The 19,215-nt window shown below is 52.3% G+C and carries 18 protein-coding genes; 16 read left to right on the top strand and 2 right to left on the bottom strand.

The window, feature by feature from the left end:
• Window positions 1-40: 40 nt before the first annotated feature.
• The 6 genes from FYJ44_RS03485 to FYJ44_RS03460 are packed head-to-tail and all read left to right on the top strand — an operon-like array spanning window position 41 to window position 5,087.
• On the top strand, window positions 41-1,594 hold the full coding sequence (locus FYJ44_RS03485) for an NTP transferase domain-containing protein (protein WP_154509186.1): 1,554 nt from the start codon (window positions 41-43) through the stop codon (window positions 1,592-1,594).
• 36 nt (window positions 1,595-1,630) lie between these two features.
• The gene (locus FYJ44_RS03480) at window positions 1,631-2,272 is read left to right on the top strand and encodes a class I SAM-dependent methyltransferase (RefSeq protein ID WP_154509184.1); all 642 of its coding nucleotides are present in this window, start codon (window positions 1,631-1,633) and stop codon (window positions 2,270-2,272) included.
• Window positions 2,269-2,973 carry a class I SAM-dependent methyltransferase gene (locus FYJ44_RS03475; protein ID WP_154509182.1) on the top strand — a complete coding sequence of 235 codons (705 nt, stop codon included), beginning with the start codon at window positions 2,269-2,271 and terminating at the stop codon, window positions 2,971-2,973. The genes FYJ44_RS03480 and FYJ44_RS03475 overlap by 4 nt, the downstream gene beginning before the upstream one ends.
• Window positions 2,925-3,317 carry a GtrA family protein gene (locus FYJ44_RS14990; RefSeq protein WP_154509180.1) on the top strand — a complete coding sequence of 131 codons (393 nt, stop codon included), beginning with the start codon at window positions 2,925-2,927 and terminating at the stop codon, window positions 3,315-3,317. The genes FYJ44_RS03475 and FYJ44_RS14990 overlap by 49 nt, the downstream gene beginning before the upstream one ends.
• Window positions 3,318-3,337: 20 nt before the next feature.
• The gene (locus FYJ44_RS03465) at window positions 3,338-4,363 is read left to right on the top strand and encodes a GHMP family kinase ATP-binding protein (protein WP_154509178.1); all 1,026 of its coding nucleotides are present in this window, start codon (window positions 3,338-3,340) and stop codon (window positions 4,361-4,363) included.
• Between the two features lie 10 nt (window positions 4,364-4,373).
• Window positions 4,374-5,087: a nucleotidyltransferase family protein gene (locus FYJ44_RS03460; RefSeq protein WP_229772473.1), complete on the top strand. Its 714-nt coding sequence runs from the start codon at window positions 4,374-4,376 to the stop codon at window positions 5,085-5,087.
• Between the two features lie 911 nt (window positions 5,088-5,998).
• On the opposite strand, the gene FYJ44_RS03455 is transcribed toward FYJ44_RS03460, so the two are convergent.
• Window positions 5,999-6,343 carry a hypothetical protein gene (locus FYJ44_RS03455; protein WP_154509176.1) on the bottom strand — a complete coding sequence of 115 codons (345 nt, stop codon included), beginning with the start codon at window positions 6,341-6,343 and terminating at the stop codon, window positions 5,999-6,001.
• 246 nt (window positions 6,344-6,589) lie between these two features.
• Here FYJ44_RS03455 and FYJ44_RS03450 point away from each other — a divergent pair, with 246 nt between their 5' ends.
• The 10 genes from FYJ44_RS03450 (at window position 6,590) to FYJ44_RS03400 (ending at window position 18,668) form a co-directional block, all read left to right on the top strand.
• A complete protein-coding gene (locus FYJ44_RS03450; protein ID WP_195840939.1) occupies window positions 6,590-7,996 on the top strand; it encodes an MBOAT family O-acyltransferase in 1,407 nt (468 codons plus the stop codon).
• A 2-nt stretch (window positions 7,997-7,998) separates the two neighbouring features.
• Window positions 7,999-9,210 (top strand): alginate O-acetyltransferase AlgX-related protein, encoded by a 1,212-nt coding sequence (locus FYJ44_RS03445; protein WP_195840938.1) that lies wholly within the window; start codon window positions 7,999-8,001, stop codon window positions 9,208-9,210.
• 221 nt (window positions 9,211-9,431) lie between these two features.
• Window positions 9,432-10,148: a glycosyltransferase family 2 protein gene (locus tag FYJ44_RS03440; RefSeq protein WP_229772472.1), complete on the top strand. Its 717-nt coding sequence runs from the start codon at window positions 9,432-9,434 to the stop codon at window positions 10,146-10,148.
• The gene (locus tag FYJ44_RS03435) at window positions 10,145-10,732 is read left to right on the top strand and encodes a phosphatidylinositol-specific phospholipase C/glycerophosphodiester phosphodiesterase family protein (RefSeq protein ID WP_154509170.1); all 588 of its coding nucleotides are present in this window, start codon (window positions 10,145-10,147) and stop codon (window positions 10,730-10,732) included. The genes FYJ44_RS03440 and FYJ44_RS03435 overlap by 4 nt, the downstream gene beginning before the upstream one ends.
• Window positions 10,723-12,792, top strand: coding sequence for a hypothetical protein (locus FYJ44_RS03430; RefSeq protein ID WP_154509168.1), 2,070 nt, complete (start codon window positions 10,723-10,725; stop codon window positions 12,790-12,792). The genes FYJ44_RS03435 and FYJ44_RS03430 overlap by 10 nt, the downstream gene beginning before the upstream one ends.
• On the top strand, window positions 12,793-13,518 hold the full coding sequence (locus tag FYJ44_RS03425; RefSeq protein WP_154509166.1) for an HAD family hydrolase: 726 nt from the start codon (window positions 12,793-12,795) through the stop codon (window positions 13,516-13,518).
• Window positions 13,519-13,522: 4 nt separating this feature from the next.
• Window positions 13,523-14,761, top strand: a complete 1,239-nt coding sequence (gene gmhB, locus FYJ44_RS14555; protein ID WP_229772471.1) for a D-glycero-beta-D-manno-heptose 1,7-bisphosphate 7-phosphatase — start codon at window positions 13,523-13,525, stop codon at window positions 14,759-14,761.
• A gap of 111 nt (window positions 14,762-14,872) precedes the next feature.
• On the top strand, window positions 14,873-16,357 hold the full coding sequence (locus tag FYJ44_RS03410) for a glycosyltransferase family 4 protein (protein WP_154509164.1): 1,485 nt from the start codon (window positions 14,873-14,875) through the stop codon (window positions 16,355-16,357).
• 129 nt (window positions 16,358-16,486) lie between these two features.
• Entirely contained in the window at window positions 16,487-17,557 is a 1,071-nt protein-coding gene (locus tag FYJ44_RS03405) for a glycosyltransferase family 4 protein (RefSeq protein ID WP_154509162.1), read from the top strand.
• Between the two features lie 58 nt (window positions 17,558-17,615).
• The gene (locus FYJ44_RS03400; RefSeq protein WP_195840937.1) at window positions 17,616-18,668 is read left to right on the top strand and encodes a glycosyltransferase; all 1,053 of its coding nucleotides are present in this window, start codon (window positions 17,616-17,618) and stop codon (window positions 18,666-18,668) included.
• 17 nt (window positions 18,669-18,685) lie between these two features.
• On the opposite strand, the gene FYJ44_RS03395 is transcribed toward FYJ44_RS03400, so the two are convergent.
• A complete protein-coding gene (locus FYJ44_RS03395; protein WP_154509158.1) occupies window positions 18,686-19,171 on the bottom strand; it encodes a GNAT family N-acetyltransferase in 486 nt (161 codons plus the stop codon).
• Window positions 19,172-19,215 lie beyond the last annotated feature (44 nt).

Below are 19,215 nucleotides of genomic sequence, written 5' to 3'. Positions count from 1 at the left end.
CATTTTTTTTGCATGCAATGCTTTTAAGGGTGGTTTTGATATGAGCACAGATGCGGCGCAATGGCAGCTTGTTATTCCAATGTCCGGCTTCGGGGAACGGTTCCGGGCTGCCGGCTATACAGTTCCCAAACCTCTTATTCCGGTTGAGGGAAAGCCGATCATCGAGCATATAATCGGCATGTACCCAGGCATTAAAAATGTGCTGTTCATCTGTAATCAGGATCACCTTGACGAGCCGCGCTATCGAATGCGGGAAATTCTTGATTCCATTTGCCCCACTGCGCGCGTCGCCGGCATCGCGCCGCACAAGCTGGGGCCGGTTTATGCGGTGTCCAGAGCATATGACATGCTGGATGAAAATGCCCCGACCATCGTGAATTACTGCGACTTTTCCTGTGTATGGGACTGGGACGCCTTCCGGCGCTTTGCTGCCGAAACCAATTGTGACGGGGTTGTCATGTGCTATACGGGTTTTCACCCGCACATGCTGCACAGCACCAATTATGCCTACGTGCGAACCGAAAACAAAAACAAGGTGTTGCAGATACAGGAAAAACAGCCTTTTACCGACGCTCCCATGCATGAATTCGCCTCCAGCGGCGCCTACTACTTTTGTAACGCGCGGCTGATGCGAGAGGCTTTTGAAGAAACACGGCAACGCGAAGATTTGCGCCTCAAGGGCGAATATTATGTCAGCCTGGCTTATCGCCCGTTGCTTGAGAAGGGCAAAGACATCCGTGTGTTTGAAATTGACAAGTTCCGCCAATGGGGAACCCCAGCTGATCTTGGCGAATACCAGTGTCACATGCGGTATAAAGTTGCTGAAGCCGCGGGATTTTCCGCTCCACGGCAGAAGGGCACGCTGCTGCTGCCTCTCGCAGGCATGGGGAGCCGTTTTGCAAAAGAAAACTACACGCTGCCCAAGCCTCTTATTCCGGTCAATGGGCGCCCCATGGTGCTGCAAGCCTGGCGGGCTCTTCCACGCGCGGATGAAAATCGTTTCGTCCTGCGCAGGGACATGCCCGGCGCGGAGGCGCTTGTGGCAATGCTGCGCAGGGAAGTCCCGGGCGCGCGAATTATCCTCCTCGACGCTCCCACAGACGGCCAGGCCCGGACCTGCCTGCTGGGGCTGGATGGCGTGAACATGAATGCCCCTCTTACCATCGGCGCATGCGACAACGGACTGGCATACAACCCGGACGGATTTGCCGGCCTCATGAACAACGCCGAAGTCGATTTCATCGTCTGGACGATGCGCGGTTACCCCGGAGCAGCACGGCATCCGGAGATGTACGGATGGGTAAAGGCTGACACGAACGGCAACGTCACGGGTGTTTCAGTGAAGAAAGCGCTTTCCCGGCCAGATGCTGATCCCGCGGTCACAGGCGCTTTTACCTTCAAAAAGGCCTCGGATTTCGTTCACGCGGCGGAGCGCATGATTTCCCGAAACCACCGTGTCAATGGTGAGTTTTATGTGGATGAATGTATCAATGACGCGCTGGAGTTGGGTTTGAGGGGTGCGGTGTTTGATGTGGAAGCGTATCTGTGCTGGGGAACACCTGATGATCTGCGAACATATGAATACTGGCGCTAAATTTCTGTTGTGTAAAAATAATGAGGAAAAGCAAAAATGAACATTTCCATATGGGGAAAGGATGGAGAGGACTACCCGTTCTATGACAAAATAAAATTTGCTCTTGTCCTACGTTCATTAAAGAAAATTTTTCCGCTGCACCTCGACTCATCCAATGCTGTACTTCTTGATGTTGGTTGTGGTTATGATGCACGCATACTGCAAAATATGTTGCCCTGGATAAGCAAAGGTATCGGTCTTGACTTTGAGGTAGCTGAAAATCTGAAAAGACATGAACGCCTTTCTTTCCTGGAAGGTGATCTTACTGACACATTGAAGAATATACCTCAAGAATCAGTTGATGTTATTGTCTTTTTAAGCATTCTTGAACATCTTGAGGACCCTGTTTCTATCCTGTCTGATGCCAGACGGCTTTTGCGTATGAACGGCCGCATCTTTTTCTGCAGCCCCACATGGTTTGGAAAATGGGTGCTGGAAAGAATCATATCCAACAAACTGCTTGACCCATATGGCGAAACTCCCAAACAGTATAACTCACATAAAATGTATTATGATCCCAGAGACATGTGGCCGCTGTTAGTTAAGGCCGGGTTTGTTTCAACGGAGATCAAGATATGGCGCAGTAATTTTGGCTGCAGTATTTCTGGTTACGCGGAGAAAACAGAGGCATCTGCATGAATGAGCAAAAGCAAGTATGGGATCCGGGTGCGTCGGAAACTTTTTTGGTAAGATTACGAATCGCCCTTGCAAGGCGCAAGCTGCTTTCCTTACAAAAAAATCAAAGGCAATGCATTATTGATGCAGGCTGTGGAAGAAATGCATCGTTTTTGCGTTCCGTGCGAAACGAGTTTACGCATCTGATCGGAATTGATTTTGATGTCGACGCGCCTTCTCTTGAGCGCGTTGGAATTCAGACACGGAAAAGTGACATCCTTTCCGAGTTGAAAAAAATTGAAAGCAATACGGCGGATGTTATTAGCTTTCTGTCCATAATGGAGCATGTGACTGATCACGAGGCAATTCTTGCTGAATGCCATAGGGTTTTACGTAAGGGGGGAATTATATTCATCAATTCTCCTTCTTGGTTTGGGAAATTTATTTTGGAAAATATTGTATTGCGTTTCTTTGATAAGAAGAGGGCATATGCCGCACAGGTTGACACTCACACAACATATTTTTTCGGATGGCAAATGTGGCAAGTCATTAAAAATTCAGGTTTTATTTCTTCTGAAATAGACATATTCTATTCAAATTTTTTCTGTAGCGTAAGCGCATGTATCACTAAGAGAGAGAGAGAGAGAGAGAGAGAGAGAGAGAGAGTTAAATTGGCATGCTGCTTCTTCGCTACACGATCACAGGCATATCAGCTGTCATCCTAGACGCAATTATTTACACCCTATGTCTCAAACTGCTGTTTTTTTCTTTGACACTTGCGAAGCTGACGGGGGTAATCAGCAGTGTGGTATATGGGTATATAGTAAACAGTAAATGGACTTTCTCATGCAAAACATCTTTGCGCAACATTGTGTCTTATTGTGTCGTGTACAGCCTCAGCATTGCCTTGAATGTGATAACGAACAGGTTTTTGGTTGAAGCGCTGCCGGATCGGTTATTTCCATTGATTACGGCTTTCTGCATTGCCACGGCGCTTTCTGTCTGCATCAATTTTTTAGGGATGAAGTTCTGGGTATTCAGACAATCGGAAAAACATCTGACAGACTAGAACCACTGTATGGGATAATTATGATAGTACGTTCTCGAGCTCCATTGCGTCTTGGTCTTGCGGGAGGTGGCACTGATGTGTCGCCTTTTACGGATAGTTATGGCGGTTATGTACTAAATGCGACTATTGACCGTTACGCATACGCGTCAGTGGCGCCAACCGCTGACGGCACGGTCAAATTTGAGGGCACCGATACCCAACAAAAATTTTCGTACACGCTTGATGGTCCAATCCCCCTTACGGGCGATCTTATTTTGCACAAGGCCGTATACAACTATATTGTTCAAAACCACAACCATGGTGAAGCGCTGCCGCTTGAGTTGCGCACATTCTGTGAAGCCCCTCCCGGTTCAGGCCTGGGATCTTCATCAACGCTCGTTGTGGCCATGCTCCGCGCCTATGTGGAATATCTGAACATACCTATAGATGACTATCAACTGGCGAAAACGGCTTATATTATTGAACGCAAGGATTGCGGACTGCAGGGCGGGCGACAGGATCAATACGCGGCCGCTTTTGGCGGATTCAATTTTATGGAATTTTATGAGGAAGAGCGGGCCGTCATCAATCCTCTTCGCATCAAGAACTGGATACTTACGGAATTTGAATCTTCAATTTTATTGTATTTTACAGGAATTTCAAGAGATTCTGCCAATATTATCGAAGCTCAGAGCAAAAGCGTCAATTCCAGCGACAAAGGCTCTCTGGAAGCAATGCTTAAAATGAAGGACGAAGCCCTGAAGATGAAGGAAAGTCTTCTACGGGGGGATTTTGAAGGGCTCGCCGCATCATTCAGAAATGGGTGGGAAAGCAAGAAACGGTCAGCAAAACTTATTTCCAATCCTCGTATTGAAGAGAGCTATGAGACAGCCATTCGGGCGGGAGCCGTGGCGGGTAAAGTTTCCAGCGCGGGTGGCGGCGGGTTCATGATGTTTATCGTACCTCCGGAAAAACGCATGAATGTGGTACGCGAGCTGGGCAAACTCAGCGGTGAAATTGTGCCGGCGCATTTCAGCCAGCAGGGCGTGCAGTCCTGGTGGATTTAGAGGGCGTTAGATGACTGATTCGAAATGGGACGGAATGGAAGCCGTAATTTTGGCTGGGGGCAAAGGAACCAGACTGCGAAGTATCGTCTCTGACCGGCCAAAGGTTCTGGCTCCGGTGGGTGGCGTGCCTTTTCTGCATATTCTGCTCAAGCATCTTGCCGGAAAGGGGTTCCACAGGATTGTAGTTTCGGTCGGGTACATGGCAGATCAGGTCATTCAGACCGTGGGACAACGATTTGCCGACATGGAAATTTGCTGTGTCAGAGAGAACAAGCCGCTGGGCACAGGCGGGGGGTTGCGGCTGGCGCTTGAGTCCTGCCGTAATGATCATGTATTTGTCATGAACGGCGATACATTTCTTGATCTGGATTTTTCAGAAGCTGAGCGCCTTTGGCAGCGGTACGGCGTCCCCATTCTGATAGGCCGCCATGTGGACGATGCCGCCCGTTACGGAAGGCTGCAGATATCTGACGGCCGGGTCACGAAGTTTGAGGAAAAGGGGGAGGCCGGAGCAGGGATCATAAATGCAGGCTGCTATATTATGCCTGTACATCTGCTGGACGGCTTTCCGATTGGCGAAGCCTTTTCACTTGAACAGGATTTTCTGCAGCGATTTGTGACAGAGCATGATATGCGCATTCTGGTCACAACAGGAATGTTTATCGACATTGGCGTGCCGAAAGATTATAACAAAGCGCAAATAGTATTAAAACGCTATTATTAGTTGTAGTAACTCAGATTTGATCTGGCAGTTCTTTCCTGTCTGACGGATTCCCTTTTCCGGTTAGTTGCGTTCTTCCATCTTTTCCTTCCGGAATTTTTTCCGACAAGGAAAGTCTGCACGGGCGTCAGGGCAAACGCATCTAATTTCAGTTTTGCCGGTCTGTTATTTATCGTGATTATCCGTCAAAACCGGCCTTTTCGGCACCGGCGGCGTCATCCGGCGCTTTTTGCTGCTCACGTACCTGAGTACATCTCTGCTCTCGATGCCCGTAAGCTCGCTACGCTCGTCAACGGGCACGGCCCGTTGGACCGCCTTCCGGTCGGTTTCCACGCAAAAAGCGCCATTTTCCTTGCCAGCGCCGAAAAATCTTGCTTCAGCCGTTGCGACGCAGGAGCTTTAGCCGTAGGCGAGCTTGTGAGCCGTTCGGATAAGGGCAGCAGTGCCAGCGACGGCTGAAGACAGCACTCAGGTATGCGAAATTGTGTCCAGGGAAGTCACTGTCGCTATCCGTAGCGACGCTGTCTTGTTCCGTAACACGGCTTCGCCGTGAACGGCTCAAGCAAGCCGCCGGCGCAGCAACGGCTAGCACAGTTTTCAGGATTCTCCCGACACCAGCCATCCGCCTGCGCTTCGCTGCGGCGGAGCAAAGGCGGCTTTACCTCTTTTTGTCTGTTACTGGGCTATCAATAATAAAGATTTTAGCGGGGTAAAATCCGGCTGTCGCTCATCTGGAAACGTATTCACGAATATCTGCTGATAGGCGCTCCCGGCTCCCTTGCAGTGCCGGCGTTCTGTCCTCGCAGGCCTCAATATCCTGTTTTTTGCGTCCAATACCTGCCCTTGCGCTTCAGTGAGCGTAGTCCCTCTTCAGGGCTTCTTCTCCAGGGCGGCAAGACGCTGTCTCATTGAAGTCAGGCTGTGCCGCAGCCAAGCGGAGCCACACGGGATGGCGAAATGAACGCGCTTTCTTTGCGGAGTTCGCTGCCGGTCCGCACCTGCCTGTGAGCTGGAAGCTCCATAACAAATCCTATAACAGCCTGCTCTGTCGTTTTTTTCATCCAGCTTTTATACTGGGTTATTTCGACTGACTTCAAACAGCGCGAGACGCCGGAGGCGTTTCGCGCTGTTTGATATCGGTAACGCGCATCCCTGGAAAGGTCCGTGATGCGGCAGATCTTGGATATGTTGCCGAGTGCGGCGGCCTGATTAAGAAATCCGGCCTTGTATTTGATGATGTTTTGGTTAAAATTTTCCATGGGGAAATTCCGGGCACGGCGCCGGTTGATGGTGCGCTCATACATCAAAGCGGGATTACATTACGCTTTCAAGAGGCTACTGCCAGATCAGGTTGAAACTACTTTATATTAGTAATGTCCTGCTTCATAAGATTTTTATTCTTTTCATATCCCGCAATTTTCAGTGCTGAATATTGTGAGAAGTCTTTAAAGCTGTCAAAAAATTACGTATGAATTTCAAACCAGATATATAGATTGGTGCGCGCCATGCTTTTTACTTCGTTTATATTTTTATTTATTTTTTTCCCGATCGTTTTTTGTTGCTACTGTATTACAAAAAAACAGTGGCAAAATTTTTTCCTTTTAAGCGCCAGTCTGCTATTTTATGCATGGGGAGAATCCGCACATGTTGTCATTCTTATTTTTTCAATTATTATAAATTATGCCATAGGGATAATTGTTGAGAAATTGCATTCCAGCGACTCCCTGTCTGCGCGCTTTGCGCTTGTCCTGGGCATATTGGCAAATATTTTTTGCCTTGGATATTACAAGTATGTAACCTTTATAGTCCGATCTGCAATTGATGCACTGGGAATTTTTGGAATCACCTGCTCTCCCCCCAGCACAGCAATTCCGCTCCCTATTGGAATTTCCTTTTTTACATTTAAGGGCCTTGCCTATCTTATTGATATTTATAGAAAACAATTTTCAGCGCAAAAAAATATTATTGATTTTGGAATGTACCTTGCGTTTTTCCCGCAATTGCTGGCGGGCCCGATTGCACGGTACCAGGATTTTAAAAAGGAAATTTCGAATCGCAGTGTTACGCTGAACAATGTTGCGCTTGGCCTGCGCCTTTTCTCATTCGGCATGGCCAAAAAAGTGCTGATAGCCAACAGCGTGGGAACGATCGCCGATGCGGTATTTGCACTCCCGGCCGGTTCCGCCTCACTGCCGCTGGGCTGGCTCGGCGTGACGGCATATACGTTACAAATTTATTTTGACTTTTCCGGCTATTCCGACATGGCGATCGGAATAGGCCTGATGTTCGGCTTCCATACCTGTCAGAACTTCAATTATCCTTATATTGCCGACAGCCTGACAAATTTCTGGCGCCGCTGGCACATATCGCTTTCAACCTGGTTCAGAGACTACCTGTACATCCCCTTGGGCGGGAACCGGCACGGTTCTGCGCGAACCTATCGTAATCTTTTGATTGTTTTTCTGGCAACCGGCCTCTGGCATGGAGCAAGCTGGGCTTTTGTGGCCTGGGGGCTTTGGCACGGGATCTTTTTGATTCTTGAACGGCGCTTCTCAAACACATACCGGAAATTACCGGCGGTAACGCGCCACGGATATTCCCTGTTGGTGATCATGCTGGGATGGGTTCTTTTTCGCAGTAACACCTTTGCTGAAGCCGCAAATTTTACAGTGGCATTGTTTGATTGGTCCCACATGATGCCGGAACCTCTTTTCTACGAATTGGCAAATATGCGCAGTCTTTTTTTCGTAGGAGCCGGCTGTATTTTCAGCATGCCCGTACTTGAATGGTTTCGTGACAGGGTTACGCATTCCTGGCTTTACGAAAGTCTATTTTCCTTGGGAGGCATGGCTATGTCCATTGTTTTTCTGGCTAATTCCACGTACACGCCTTTCCTCTACTTCAGGTTTTAACAATGTGTGCCGGGCGCATTTTCAACGCTGTTTACTGCGCATTTTTTGCGATGATCATCATACTGCCGCTTCTTTTCTTTAATCTTACGGGAAAAGTATCGTCAGAGAACCGGATGCTAACGGAATTCCCCGCTCTCCCGGAAAATTTTGCAGGGATAGGACCCTTTACCAGGGGTGTGGAATCTTGGCTTGATGACAGAATAGGATTCCGCAAACAGTTTATAACGTCCTATCGTCTGCTTGAGCTGAAGGTATTTGGCGTTTCTCCCTCAAAGCTGGTTGCGCTCGGCAAAGACGGGACCGCCTTTTTGCTTGAGGCGCAACAGAGTAAAATAAGATACGAAGAACTTTATGAATCCGCTGGCGAATCAGGAAATGGAAGCCCCCTTGATACGCAGCAGCTTGCAGGCATGACGTATGCAGCGGAGCTTTTTAATAGGGCAAAAACGCCTGTCATCATGCTGGCTGTTCCGACAAGTCCCTTATTTAACTATGATAAACTCCCTCAATACTTACGACTGATCATAAAGAAAAAAACACCCGAAAATCACCCCGTGGCTTTGGCTGTCGCCCAATTTGAAGCATTGCATCCCCGTGATGCCCATTATTTTCTGTATCCGTTTAAAGAAACCCTGAAGCTGGCAAAATGTTATTCGCCATATCCTCAAAAAAATTTTCACTGGTCCTGGTCGCCATTCACAGTGATGATATCGGAAATGATCGCTGAACGTTTCAAGCAGCCCGTCCGGCGGCAATTCTCTCCCACGGATTTTAGCCCCTGCACGACACGGTCGGATCTGGCACATTTAGTGGGGATAAATGACTTCATGAATGAAAATGATCTGTGCCCATCAGCAGAATTCTATGTCGGGGAAAACATCGTGGACTCTGCCCTGGCAGAGGCATTCCCCGAAAGCCGAGGAGCACACGTGTCTGCCGGCACGTACTATAAAAATACGGCGGTGGCGTCAGGAAAAATTCTCGTTATCGGGGACTCATTTAATTTTAATTTGGGTATTCCCTTAGCCAGAAATTTCAGAGAGGTGCTGGTGCTTGATTATTATGGGGTTATGCGCGAAACGCATAACAACTCCGAGCCCGTTTTGCGCCAGATCAAAAATGCATATAATCCAGAGCAAATCGTTATTGTACGGCATAATATTTTTATGGACTTGCAGGCTGCCCGCGAGCTGTGTATCTTTTTTGAAAATTAGGAATTGTTTCAGTCTGCGCTAGTTGCAGAAGGACATGACTCTCTTGCACAAGCGTTGTGCCCTTGGGCGGAGCACTGTCAGGCGAATTTATGCGGCATTTATGGGGGGCAGGTTCGCACCAGCCAAAGCAATCTCCCATTCAGGTTTGTGTTCAGCGCAATCATTGGGACGGCATCATACCCTGCTGCCCGTTGCGGAATCGGAATAAGAAGTGAGTATCTATGGAATCCCTGCTGGCATCACTCGTTATTCCCTGTTACAATGAAGGCGACAATGTGCCCTTGCTTGTCGAGCGACTTACATCCCTGCAAGAACAGTCTTCAGACCTGGAATTTCTCATTGTCGACAATGGTTCAACGGATGGCACATCAGGGCTTTTTATTGACGCGGCGGCATCGCACAAACACATCCGAACAGTGCGCGTTGAAAAAAATCAGGGATACGGATTTGGCATCCTTTGTGGATTGCGGGAGGCCAGAGGCCGCTATTTGGGCTGGACACATGCGGACCTGCAAACCGACCCGGCTGATATAGTGCGCGCTCTTTCGTTATTGAGCGCAGAGCGCCGTCCCGAGCGGGTATTTTTCAAGGGTCTGCGGCAAGGCCGTCCGCTGGGAGACAGAATTTTTACAGCGGGGATGGGTATCTTCGAAAGTGTATTGTTCATGTGTCCTTTGTGGGACATCAACGCTCAACCCAATTTGTTTCATCGGAATTTATTCAAAAGCTGGAAAAATCCGCCGCATGACTTTTCGCTTGATCTCTATGCTCTTGTTGCGGCCCATAAGATGGGCTATGCCGTCCGCCGTTTTCCGGTAGAATTCACAAACAGGCTGCATGGCCATTCCAGCTGGAACATAAACTGGAAGGCGAAACTTAAATTCATCAGACGCACCATTGATTTCAGCTTGAAATTGCGCCGGAGGCAACACTTATGATTATTATCCGTCATCGGCGGAATACTGTCGCCGAATTGGAAGCAACCGAGCATGGCTATGGCATTGAGGTGGACATACGAAGCTTCGGCGACGCTCTGGTGACCCATCACGAACCTTTTGTCAAAGGGCCGCTTTTTGACGACTGGCTTCAGTCATTTCATCATAAGACGCTTATCCTCAACGTGAAAGAAGAGGGATTGGAAGATCGCGTTCTTGATCTGATGCGCAAGCACGGCATAACCGATTTTTTCTTTCTGGATCAGTCCTTCCCTTTCCTGGTGAAAACGGCAGGAACCGGAGAAAAACGTTGCGCCGTCAGGGTTTCCGAATTCGAGTCCATTGAAACCGCCATGTCGCTGGCCGGGAAAGTGGACTGGATATGGGTGGACTGTTTTACCAGATTTCCCCTTGCGCATGCGTCAGCGGCCCGCCTGATGGATGCGGGCTTCAAGCTATGCATTGTTTCGCCCGAGTTGCAGGGACGGCATGCGGCTTCAGAAGTTCCCCTGATGCGGCAATTGCTTCAAAAAGAAGACATTCCGTTCCATGCGGTCTGCACCAAGGAGCCCAAGCTTTGGAGCTGAGGGAATACCTGCAGAAACCATTATTCCTATGGGGAGGCGCGGCCAAAATTTTTCTGGCGCTCTTTCTGGCGCCCGCGCCGCAAACAGACTGGTTCACGCCGTTCATGGCGGCTTTCTGGCAACATCCCAGTATAGTGCCTTGGGATTACGTCTTTCAAAACAGTGCGGCCTTCCCTTACGGGATATCCATGCTGGCGGCTTTGCTGCCCTGTACGTTTGCCGACTACGCCATTGCGCACATTCTTTCCCGCCCCATGTTCGGCTTCGGAATATCTCTTACGTTGATACTTGCCGACCTGTGGCTCCTTTACCTCCTTTGCCGACTGCTGCCGGGTAAATATGAACAAATTTTGCGGACATACTGGGTTTCCCCCATCGTGTTTGCCGGCGTATACTGGGTCGGACAATTGGATACCATTCCCGTCTGCTTTCTGTTCAGCGCCTTGCTGGCATTGCGCCAGCGCAGATCCGCGCTTTCCGGCGTTCTGCTTGCCGTTGCCTGCTCGGCCAAGCTGAGCATGGCTGTGGTGCTGCCGTTTTTTCTTATTTATCTCTTCCTTACCCCCCGGTTGAGAGAATTCGGGAAAAGTTTTTTAAAAGGGTTCGTTGCCGGAAGTTTGATTTTTTTGGCGCCGCCGTTGTTTTCTCCCGGTTACAGGCTGATGGTGCTCGGAACTCCGGAAATGCTTCGCGTATTTGATCTGCACCTGCAGATGGGTGCGCTGACACTATACCTCACGCCGATCATGTATGGCTTGGGGCTGTATTTCGCATGGCGTATCCGGCGCATGTCCTTCGATCTGTTTTGCACCATCCTGGGATTGTCTTTTTTTCTGCTCGTTTTTTCGACGGCCGCACCGCCAGGCTGGTATTTATGGCTTGTGCCTTTTATTACCATTTTTCAGATCAAGGCGGCCAACGCCAGACAGAGGAATCTTCTTCTCCTGTTCAGCGTCAGCGTGTCGCTGACGCAGATATTGTTCTGGCCAGGACCAAGCATACCCGTGCTAGGAATATCATTACGCGATTTTTTTCCGGATCTCGTGCGGAGCATGCCTGTACAGGCGCATTCTATCTGGATAAGCCTTCTGGTTTTCCTGGGTTCGGTGGTTTATCTCAGTATGTTGCGTGAGAACGTGTACCGCAACAAGGCATATATCGCATGGCGAAATCCCATGGGCATTGCGGTGGCAGGGGATTCAGGCACCGGCAAGGACCGGTTGGCCCGGACACTGGCCGGAATGTTCGGCAAGGAAAGCATCACGCATATCAGTGGTGATGACTACCACCAATGGGATCGCTACGGTGTGATGTGGCAGGCTTTTACACATCTGCATCCCGGCGCCAACAATTTGCGTCAGTTTGCCCGGGATGTGGCAGACCTCTTCAGTAAAAAAAGTATTGCCTGCCGTGAATACAATCACAGCACGGGACGTTTCACGCCTCCAGCGGCGCGACACGGCAATGATTTCATTCTCGTTACCGGGCTTCACGCACTTATAAACAAAAGCCTGCGTGAAAAATATGATATCAGCATATATCTTGATATGGACGAGACACTGCGACGCTGGTTCAAGTGCCGCCGCGACTCTCTGGAACGTGGGCATGCGCTTGCATCAGTGCTGGCAAGCATTGAGCGGCGCCGAAGCGATGCGGAGCAATTCATTCATCCCCAAGGCAAACAGGCGGATATAGTTTTTTCACTGTATCCTGTCAGCCGGTTGCGGCTGGAGGATATGGATGGTCAGGCTTCTGTTCCGGAACTGGGACTAAAAGCCACGTTGCGCGGAGCCCATTTTTCAGACGCCATAGTCAGGTATTTGATAGGGCTTTGCGGCATGCGGGTGGATGCGCGCTTTACTGAGGATCTTGACGCCATTACGTTGACTGTGGAAGGCGATCTGACAAAGGAAGACATGGCGTTCATCATACCACGTCTGTTCCCAAATCTTCAGGACCTGCTGGCGCTGGAGCCACAGTGGGCGGGCGGTATGGACGGTGTAATGCAGATAGTGGTTCTCAGCTATCTTGCCGACAAAATGGAATCAAAGGAACTATAGATGCCTTGCGAACACGCTTTGTCACCGAGCTTCCCGCGTGCGGTCATCTTCGATATGGATAATACACTGTATCCCTATCCGCCCAGTCACAAGGCAGGCATGGGAGCAGTGGAGGAAAAGCTTGTCACGGATTACGGAATCACGCCCAGAAGTTTTGCGGAATGCTTTATGCGTGCCCGGGAGGAATTAAAAAAACGCCTGGGGGCAACCGCCAGTTCTCATAGCCGTCTTTTATATTTTATGCGCACGTTGGAGTTGTTGGGTTTCAAGTCACAGCCGCTGCTGGCGCTTGACCTTGAGCAGAGTTATTGGCGAAATTTCTTGAAGGCGGCGGAACTTTACCCTGACGTTATTCCACTGTTCGAATTTCTTAGATCTTCCGGCGTGGTTATTGCCATAGTCACGGATCTTACCGCTCAGATACAATTGCGCAAGCTGATATACTTCGATATAGATAAATATATAGATTGTCTCATTACAAGTGAAGAAGCCGGGGTGGACAAGAGCGGCCTGATTCCTTTTGAACTCGCGATTGAACGGCTTGGTATTCCGCCACAGGAAATATGGGTTGTTGGCGATGATGAACAGGCAGATATGTACCCGGCCCGTCATTTTTCAATGACTCCGGTATTTAAATCTTCCGCTGCATCATCCGCCCCTCAATGGGTGCCGCTGAAATTCCAGTATTTTGCTGAATTGAAAATTTTTTTGGAAGCTCTGAAATAACAGCTTGGGGGAAAAGGTGAGTGGAACGCCTGAACGCAATGCCACGCCGCAACCGGCGCTTTTTTTGGATCGGGACGGCGTAGTCAACGTTGATTGCGGCTACGTCCATCGCAAAGAAGACATTATTTTCATTGATGGCATTTTTGCCCTTGCCAGAACCGCTCATGAAGCAGGCTATCTGGTGGTGATCGTCACCAATCAAGCAGGTATTGGCAGGGGATATTACGATGAGGCGCAATTTCATGATCTGATGGCCTGGATGCGGGAGGAGTTTCGCAAGCATGGGGCAACCCTGGACGCGGTCTATTTTTGCCCGGATCATCCGGAGCATGGCATCGGAAAGTACAAGAGATCGTCCGAAATGCGAAAACCCGGGCCGGGCATGCTGCTGCTGGCCGCCCGTGAGCACAAGATTGACCTGCATTCTTCCATCATGATCGGCGATGCCTGCCATGACATGGAAGCCGGGGCCGCTGCGGGGATTGGCGCCCTTCTGTATTTCGGCAAAGATGCCTGCCCGCGGGGTGCCAGGAAGATATCCTCCCTGGCCGAGGCGGAGCAAACCCTCCGTTCCCGGCATATGTCCCGGCAAAACCATATGGAGGACTTTCCGCATATCAGAAGCCTGCTGGCGCGTCATCCCGAACTCGCGCCTCTGGAACCTCAGCTCTATGCCTGCGTGTCCATGCTGTCTGAATGTATCCGGTCTGGCGGGAAAATTCTGACCTGCGGTAATGGAGGCAGTGCCGCCGACGCTGAGCATATTGTGGGCGAGTTGATGAAGAGTTTCCTCTGCCAGCGCCCCCTGCCGACGTCGGATGTGGAGGCTCTGGAAAATATCTGCGGCCGTGAAGAGGGGCGACGGCTCGCCGCCAGCCTTGAGGGCGCTATCCCAGCTCTCTCCCTGGTCAGCGGAGTAGCTCTGCCCACCGCATTTGCCAATGATGTCACCGCGGAAAACTGTTTTGCCCAGCAGGTGCTCGGACTGGGAAATCGTAATGACCTCTTGTGGGTTATCAGCACATCCGGCAATTCGCGTAATGTGGTGCAGGCTCTTCGCGTGGCCAAGATGAAAGGTTTACGAACTATTGGTCTGACCGGAAGCGCGCCTGGAGCCGTTGCCCCTCATTGCGATGTGCAGTTGCAAGTGCCGGCATCGTCGACACCGGCTATTCAAGAGTTGCACCTGCCGGTCTATCACGCCCTGTGCGCTGAGCTTGAGCGTATACTGTTCACCCATTGATACATAGCCCACAGAGGATGTAACCGCGGAACAATTTGAAAAACAAAGTTTCCCTTAGGCATTACGGAGAGATGCCTAACTTTGCCCGCTGTCCTCTGTACACTGGAATATATGAAAAAATTAGATCCATTATCGCTGGGTATGGTTCGCCTTCTGCTTCGACCGGTTTATGCCAAACTGAACCGCGCCGGGTACAGGTGTGATTATTGGGCAGACCCCATTCTGCAACCGGACTTATTCAAAGAAATACAGGCGAACCGGTCCGGGGCATGCGCCAGACTTGACGGCTTCAGATACACCGTTGCTTACTATATCTACATAAAAGGGGGGATCTTCCAGCTCTGCCGCGAGGCCCTGGCTCTGTTTCTGTCACCCCGGCGGAGAACATTGAAAAACTGTTCCCTCAAATTCCGGGCTCCAGAGAAAATCAATATAGCGGCGGACAGTGAAGTTGACCCGCGGGCGATTCTTGTTGTGGGGGCCAATATTCCACGTGCGGAAGTCTCTGCCGGCGATCTGGCCATCATCGGGATACTGGAGAATTTACGGCAATTGGGTTTCGCCCCGGTTTTCGTGCCGTTGACCATGGCGGATGAAGCCGATGCCGCAGCGTTCTCAGATCGTTATGGCGTGCACGTGCCTTGTGTCCAAAATGGCTACCGTAACGCTGAGGATTTTATTGCTCGCGTGGGCAAGGACTTTGCCACGTTTTTTATCATTGCGCGTGAAGCAGCGCAGATGGTATTGTCCATGTGCCGTATGGTGGCCCCATCCGCACGCGTTATTTTTCATGCTCCCGATGTGGCATTTCTGCGTGAAGAACGCTGTGCGGTTGTCGCCCCGGAAGGTGACGCGCACAGGATAGCTGTCCGTAACAAACATATCGAATTGTCGCTGATGCAAAAAAGCGATCTTGTCGTAACTGTCAGCGATAACGATGCGCACGTGTTGCGTCTGGCAGGCTTGACAGTACCGATAGCGGTGCATCAGGCTTTGAACGTGCCGGTCAGGGAAAATACCCCGGATTTTGAGGACAGAAACGATATGTTTTTTCTGGGCAATTTTGGTCACAAGCCCAATATTGATGCCGCTGTCTGGTGCTGCCGGGAAATCTGGCCAAAAATTTGTGAGGATCTGCCGGATGCCCGTCTGCATATAATCGGTTCTGGCGGTGGACAATTGCGGAACGCGTTTGCGGATATAGATCGGGTTGTCTTTCACGGATTCGTGCCGGATTTGTCCCCACTTCTGCTTTCCATGCGTCTGTGCCTTGCCCCCCTGCGCTATGGCGCTGGCATCAAGGGCAAGGTTGCCATGAGTCTGGGAGCGGGGGTGCCGTGCGTTTGCACCAGCATTGCCGCTGAAGGAATGCTGCTGGTAAATAATGAAACCGTTTGTGTAGGCGACAGCCCTTCGGACTTTGCTTCGGCGGCTGTGCGCCTGTATTCCGACAGGGAATTGTGGGATAAACTCTCCCATCAGGGCAAAGAGCATGTGCGGCGGCACTTTACGCTTGAGGCAAATAAACGTTCCCTGCATAGCCTGTTTGGCGCATTTCCAGAATACAGTTGGCTGGATAGCCAGAAGACGGCATAGCTTGACCGCATTTTGAGGACAAGTTTTCAGCTCAACAGAAAAACAGATTGCACGAAATTCCGGACACTGTCTTGCATATTTTCATTCCTGTGACAGGAACCCGCTCAGCATTGCTACCAGGGAGCTTCCGTGAAAACGCTTGCCATTGATTGCCGGATGGCCCGCATGTCCGGGATCGGCGTATACTTGCGCAACGTGGCGCCTCGTTGCATGGCCGCGATGCCGGACGTGCGTTTTCGTCTGCTCGGCTTTGACGGAAGTTTTCAGCCCCCGGAAGACTGCCGCTGGGAGTCCGTGCCGTTTGCCGCCCCCATTTACAGCCTGACGGAGCAAATGCGCATTCTGCCGCTGTTGAAAGACTGCGACGCATTATGGACGCCGCACTATCCCATCCCCATCCTCGCCTCTCCGCCGCTTGTGGCAACCGTGCATGATACCGCGCATCTGGCGTTGCGCGATCTGTTTTCCGGAATGCGCCGCGCGTATGCCGCCCTGATGTTTCAGGCCGTGCGCTTCAAGGCGGCGGAAATCCTCTGCGTCTCAGAATTTACCCGACAAGAATTTCTGCGGCGTGTGGGCAAACCCAAAGGCCGGATGACAACGGCTCATAATGGCGTGGATGACGTCTGGCTGCGTCCTGTTCCAGAACAACGGAAGGAACCGCCTTACTTTCTGGCGGTGGGCAATATCAAGCCGCACAAAAATGCCCATCTGCTTTGCCGCGCTTTTGCCGCCATCGCCGGGGCTTGTGCCGCCGACCTGATCTTTGTGGGCGAAAGCCGCTTCCGCACAAACGAAATCTCCATAGAAAGCCTGATGGCCATGTGCCCCGGCAGAATCACCTTTACAGGCAACATACCACAGGAAGAACTCATCGCGCGCATGGCGGGCGCGACGGCCCTTGTATTTCCCTCCTGCTATGAAGGCTTCGGACTTCCCCCGCTGGAGGCCCTCGCCCTCGGCGTGCCCGTCATCGCCTCGGATATCCCGGCCACGCGCGAGGTCTGCGGAGAACATGCGGCCTATTTCCCTCGTAATGATGCCGGACGACTGGGGGAGCTTATGCTGTCGGCCTTAGAGAGCACGCCCGAAGAACGGCGCGCGGCGGGAGAGCGCGGTCGCGACTGGGCCCGGAACTTCAGTTGGGAGAAGAGCGCCGCCATAACCGCCGAGGTGTTGCGCCGGGTCTTGAAAAAATAACCTGTGCGGCGTCATGCTTGACAGCCTGGAAGGCCGCGCAAAAAAGCGAAAGGACATTGTGACGTTCTCTGCTGCCGACTTGCATGCCGCCCGTTGCGCCGTGGTTCTTGTGCATTACAATTCCGCGCGCGACGCCCTGGCCTGCCTGCGTGCCCTGAATGCCCTGACCGCCCGGCCCGCCTGCGTGATCATCGCCGACAACGCCTCCCGTCCCGCTGAACGCAAGGCCCTGCTGGAAGGCTGGCAAGCGTTGCGGCGCGCGGACGGATGTGAGCCTCCCGCCTTTCTGCATTCCGGCCAGACGCCTCCCGGGACGGATGCGCTGTTTCTGGCGCTGCCCGAGAACAGCGGCTTCGCGGGGGGCAACAATGCGGCATTGCGCCTTTTGCTGGCAACGCCCGCCTTTGACGGCGTAGAGGCTTTCTGGCTGCTGAATACGGATACGGAACCGGCCCCCGGCGCGCTGGACGCCCTGTGCGCGCGCCTCAACGCGCGACCGGATGCCGGACTGTGCGGCTCGACGCTGTGCTACGCCCACGCGCCGGATGTGGTGCAGGCTGCGGGCGGCTGTACGCTTTGCCCGCTGACCGGCCGCACATCCTTCCTGATGGGCGGTGCGGCCCGGTCCCAGGCGCTGGCGGCGGATCCCGCCGCCGTGGAAGCGCGCATGGCCTGTCTCGTCGGCGCTTCAGTGCTGGTGCGGCGGCGTGTCCTGCGCACGGTCGGCCTGCTGCCGGAAGCCTATTTTCTGTATTATGAGGATGCCGCCTTCGGCATTGAGGCGCGCCGCGCGGGCTTCTCACCGGCCTGGGCGCCCCGAAGCCTTGTCATCCACAAAGAAGGCGGCAGCACAGGCGCGCGCGGCGGCGGACATGCCTCATCAAAACCCGCGCGCAGCCGCCTGATGGACTATCTTGCCATACGGAACAGAATATACCTCATCCGCAGCTATTATCCGGGCTTTCTGCCCACAGCCCTGGCAAGCCTGGCCGGGGTGGCGCTCAACCGCCTGCGCCGGGGCCAGACCGACCGGCTGTCGCTGATCTTTCGGGCCGCCTGGCACGGCCTGCGCGGCCGCATGGGCCGACCGGACAACCGGAATCTTTCCTGACTGCGACCGGAGCGGCCTCACGCCCGCCAGGCCAGATGCAGCAAAGGATATGGCCGCCCCGCGCTGTCCAGAGCCGAACGGCCCGTGATCACAAAGCCTTGGCGCTGATAAAAAGCCAGCGCCCTCGCGTTCTGCTCGTTGACTTCCAGACGCAACGCGCCGTGCCGGTTCCGGGCGTGCCGCAGCAGCGCGCCGCCCACGCCGCGTCCGAAGAGTTCCGGCTTCACGAAAAGCATTTCCACATGCGGCCCGTCGCAGCCCAGAAAACCCGCCGGGCGGCCGCCCTCTTCCGCCAGCCAGACTTCCCCCAGCCCCGGCAGATAGACAGTCGCCACTTCCGCGCCGATCCGTTCCAGATCGCCGGGCAGCAGAAAATCGTGCGTGGCTTCCACACTGCGCCGCCAGAGTCCGGCCAGTGCCGGAAAATCCCCGGCACAGGCCCGGCGGATAAACCAGCGTGCTTCGGCGGCAACAGACGCGGCGGCACGAGACGGGGTGGACATGAACGCTCTCCGGTCTTCGGATTTTTCACGCTCCGGCGGACAAG

The sequence above is a fragment of the Desulfovibrio porci genome (genome assembly GCF_009696265.1).
Classification (GTDB): Bacteria; Desulfobacterota; Desulfovibrionia; order Desulfovibrionales; family Desulfovibrionaceae; genus Desulfovibrio; species Desulfovibrio porci.
This window is presented reverse-complemented; position numbering and strand designations above follow the sequence as displayed.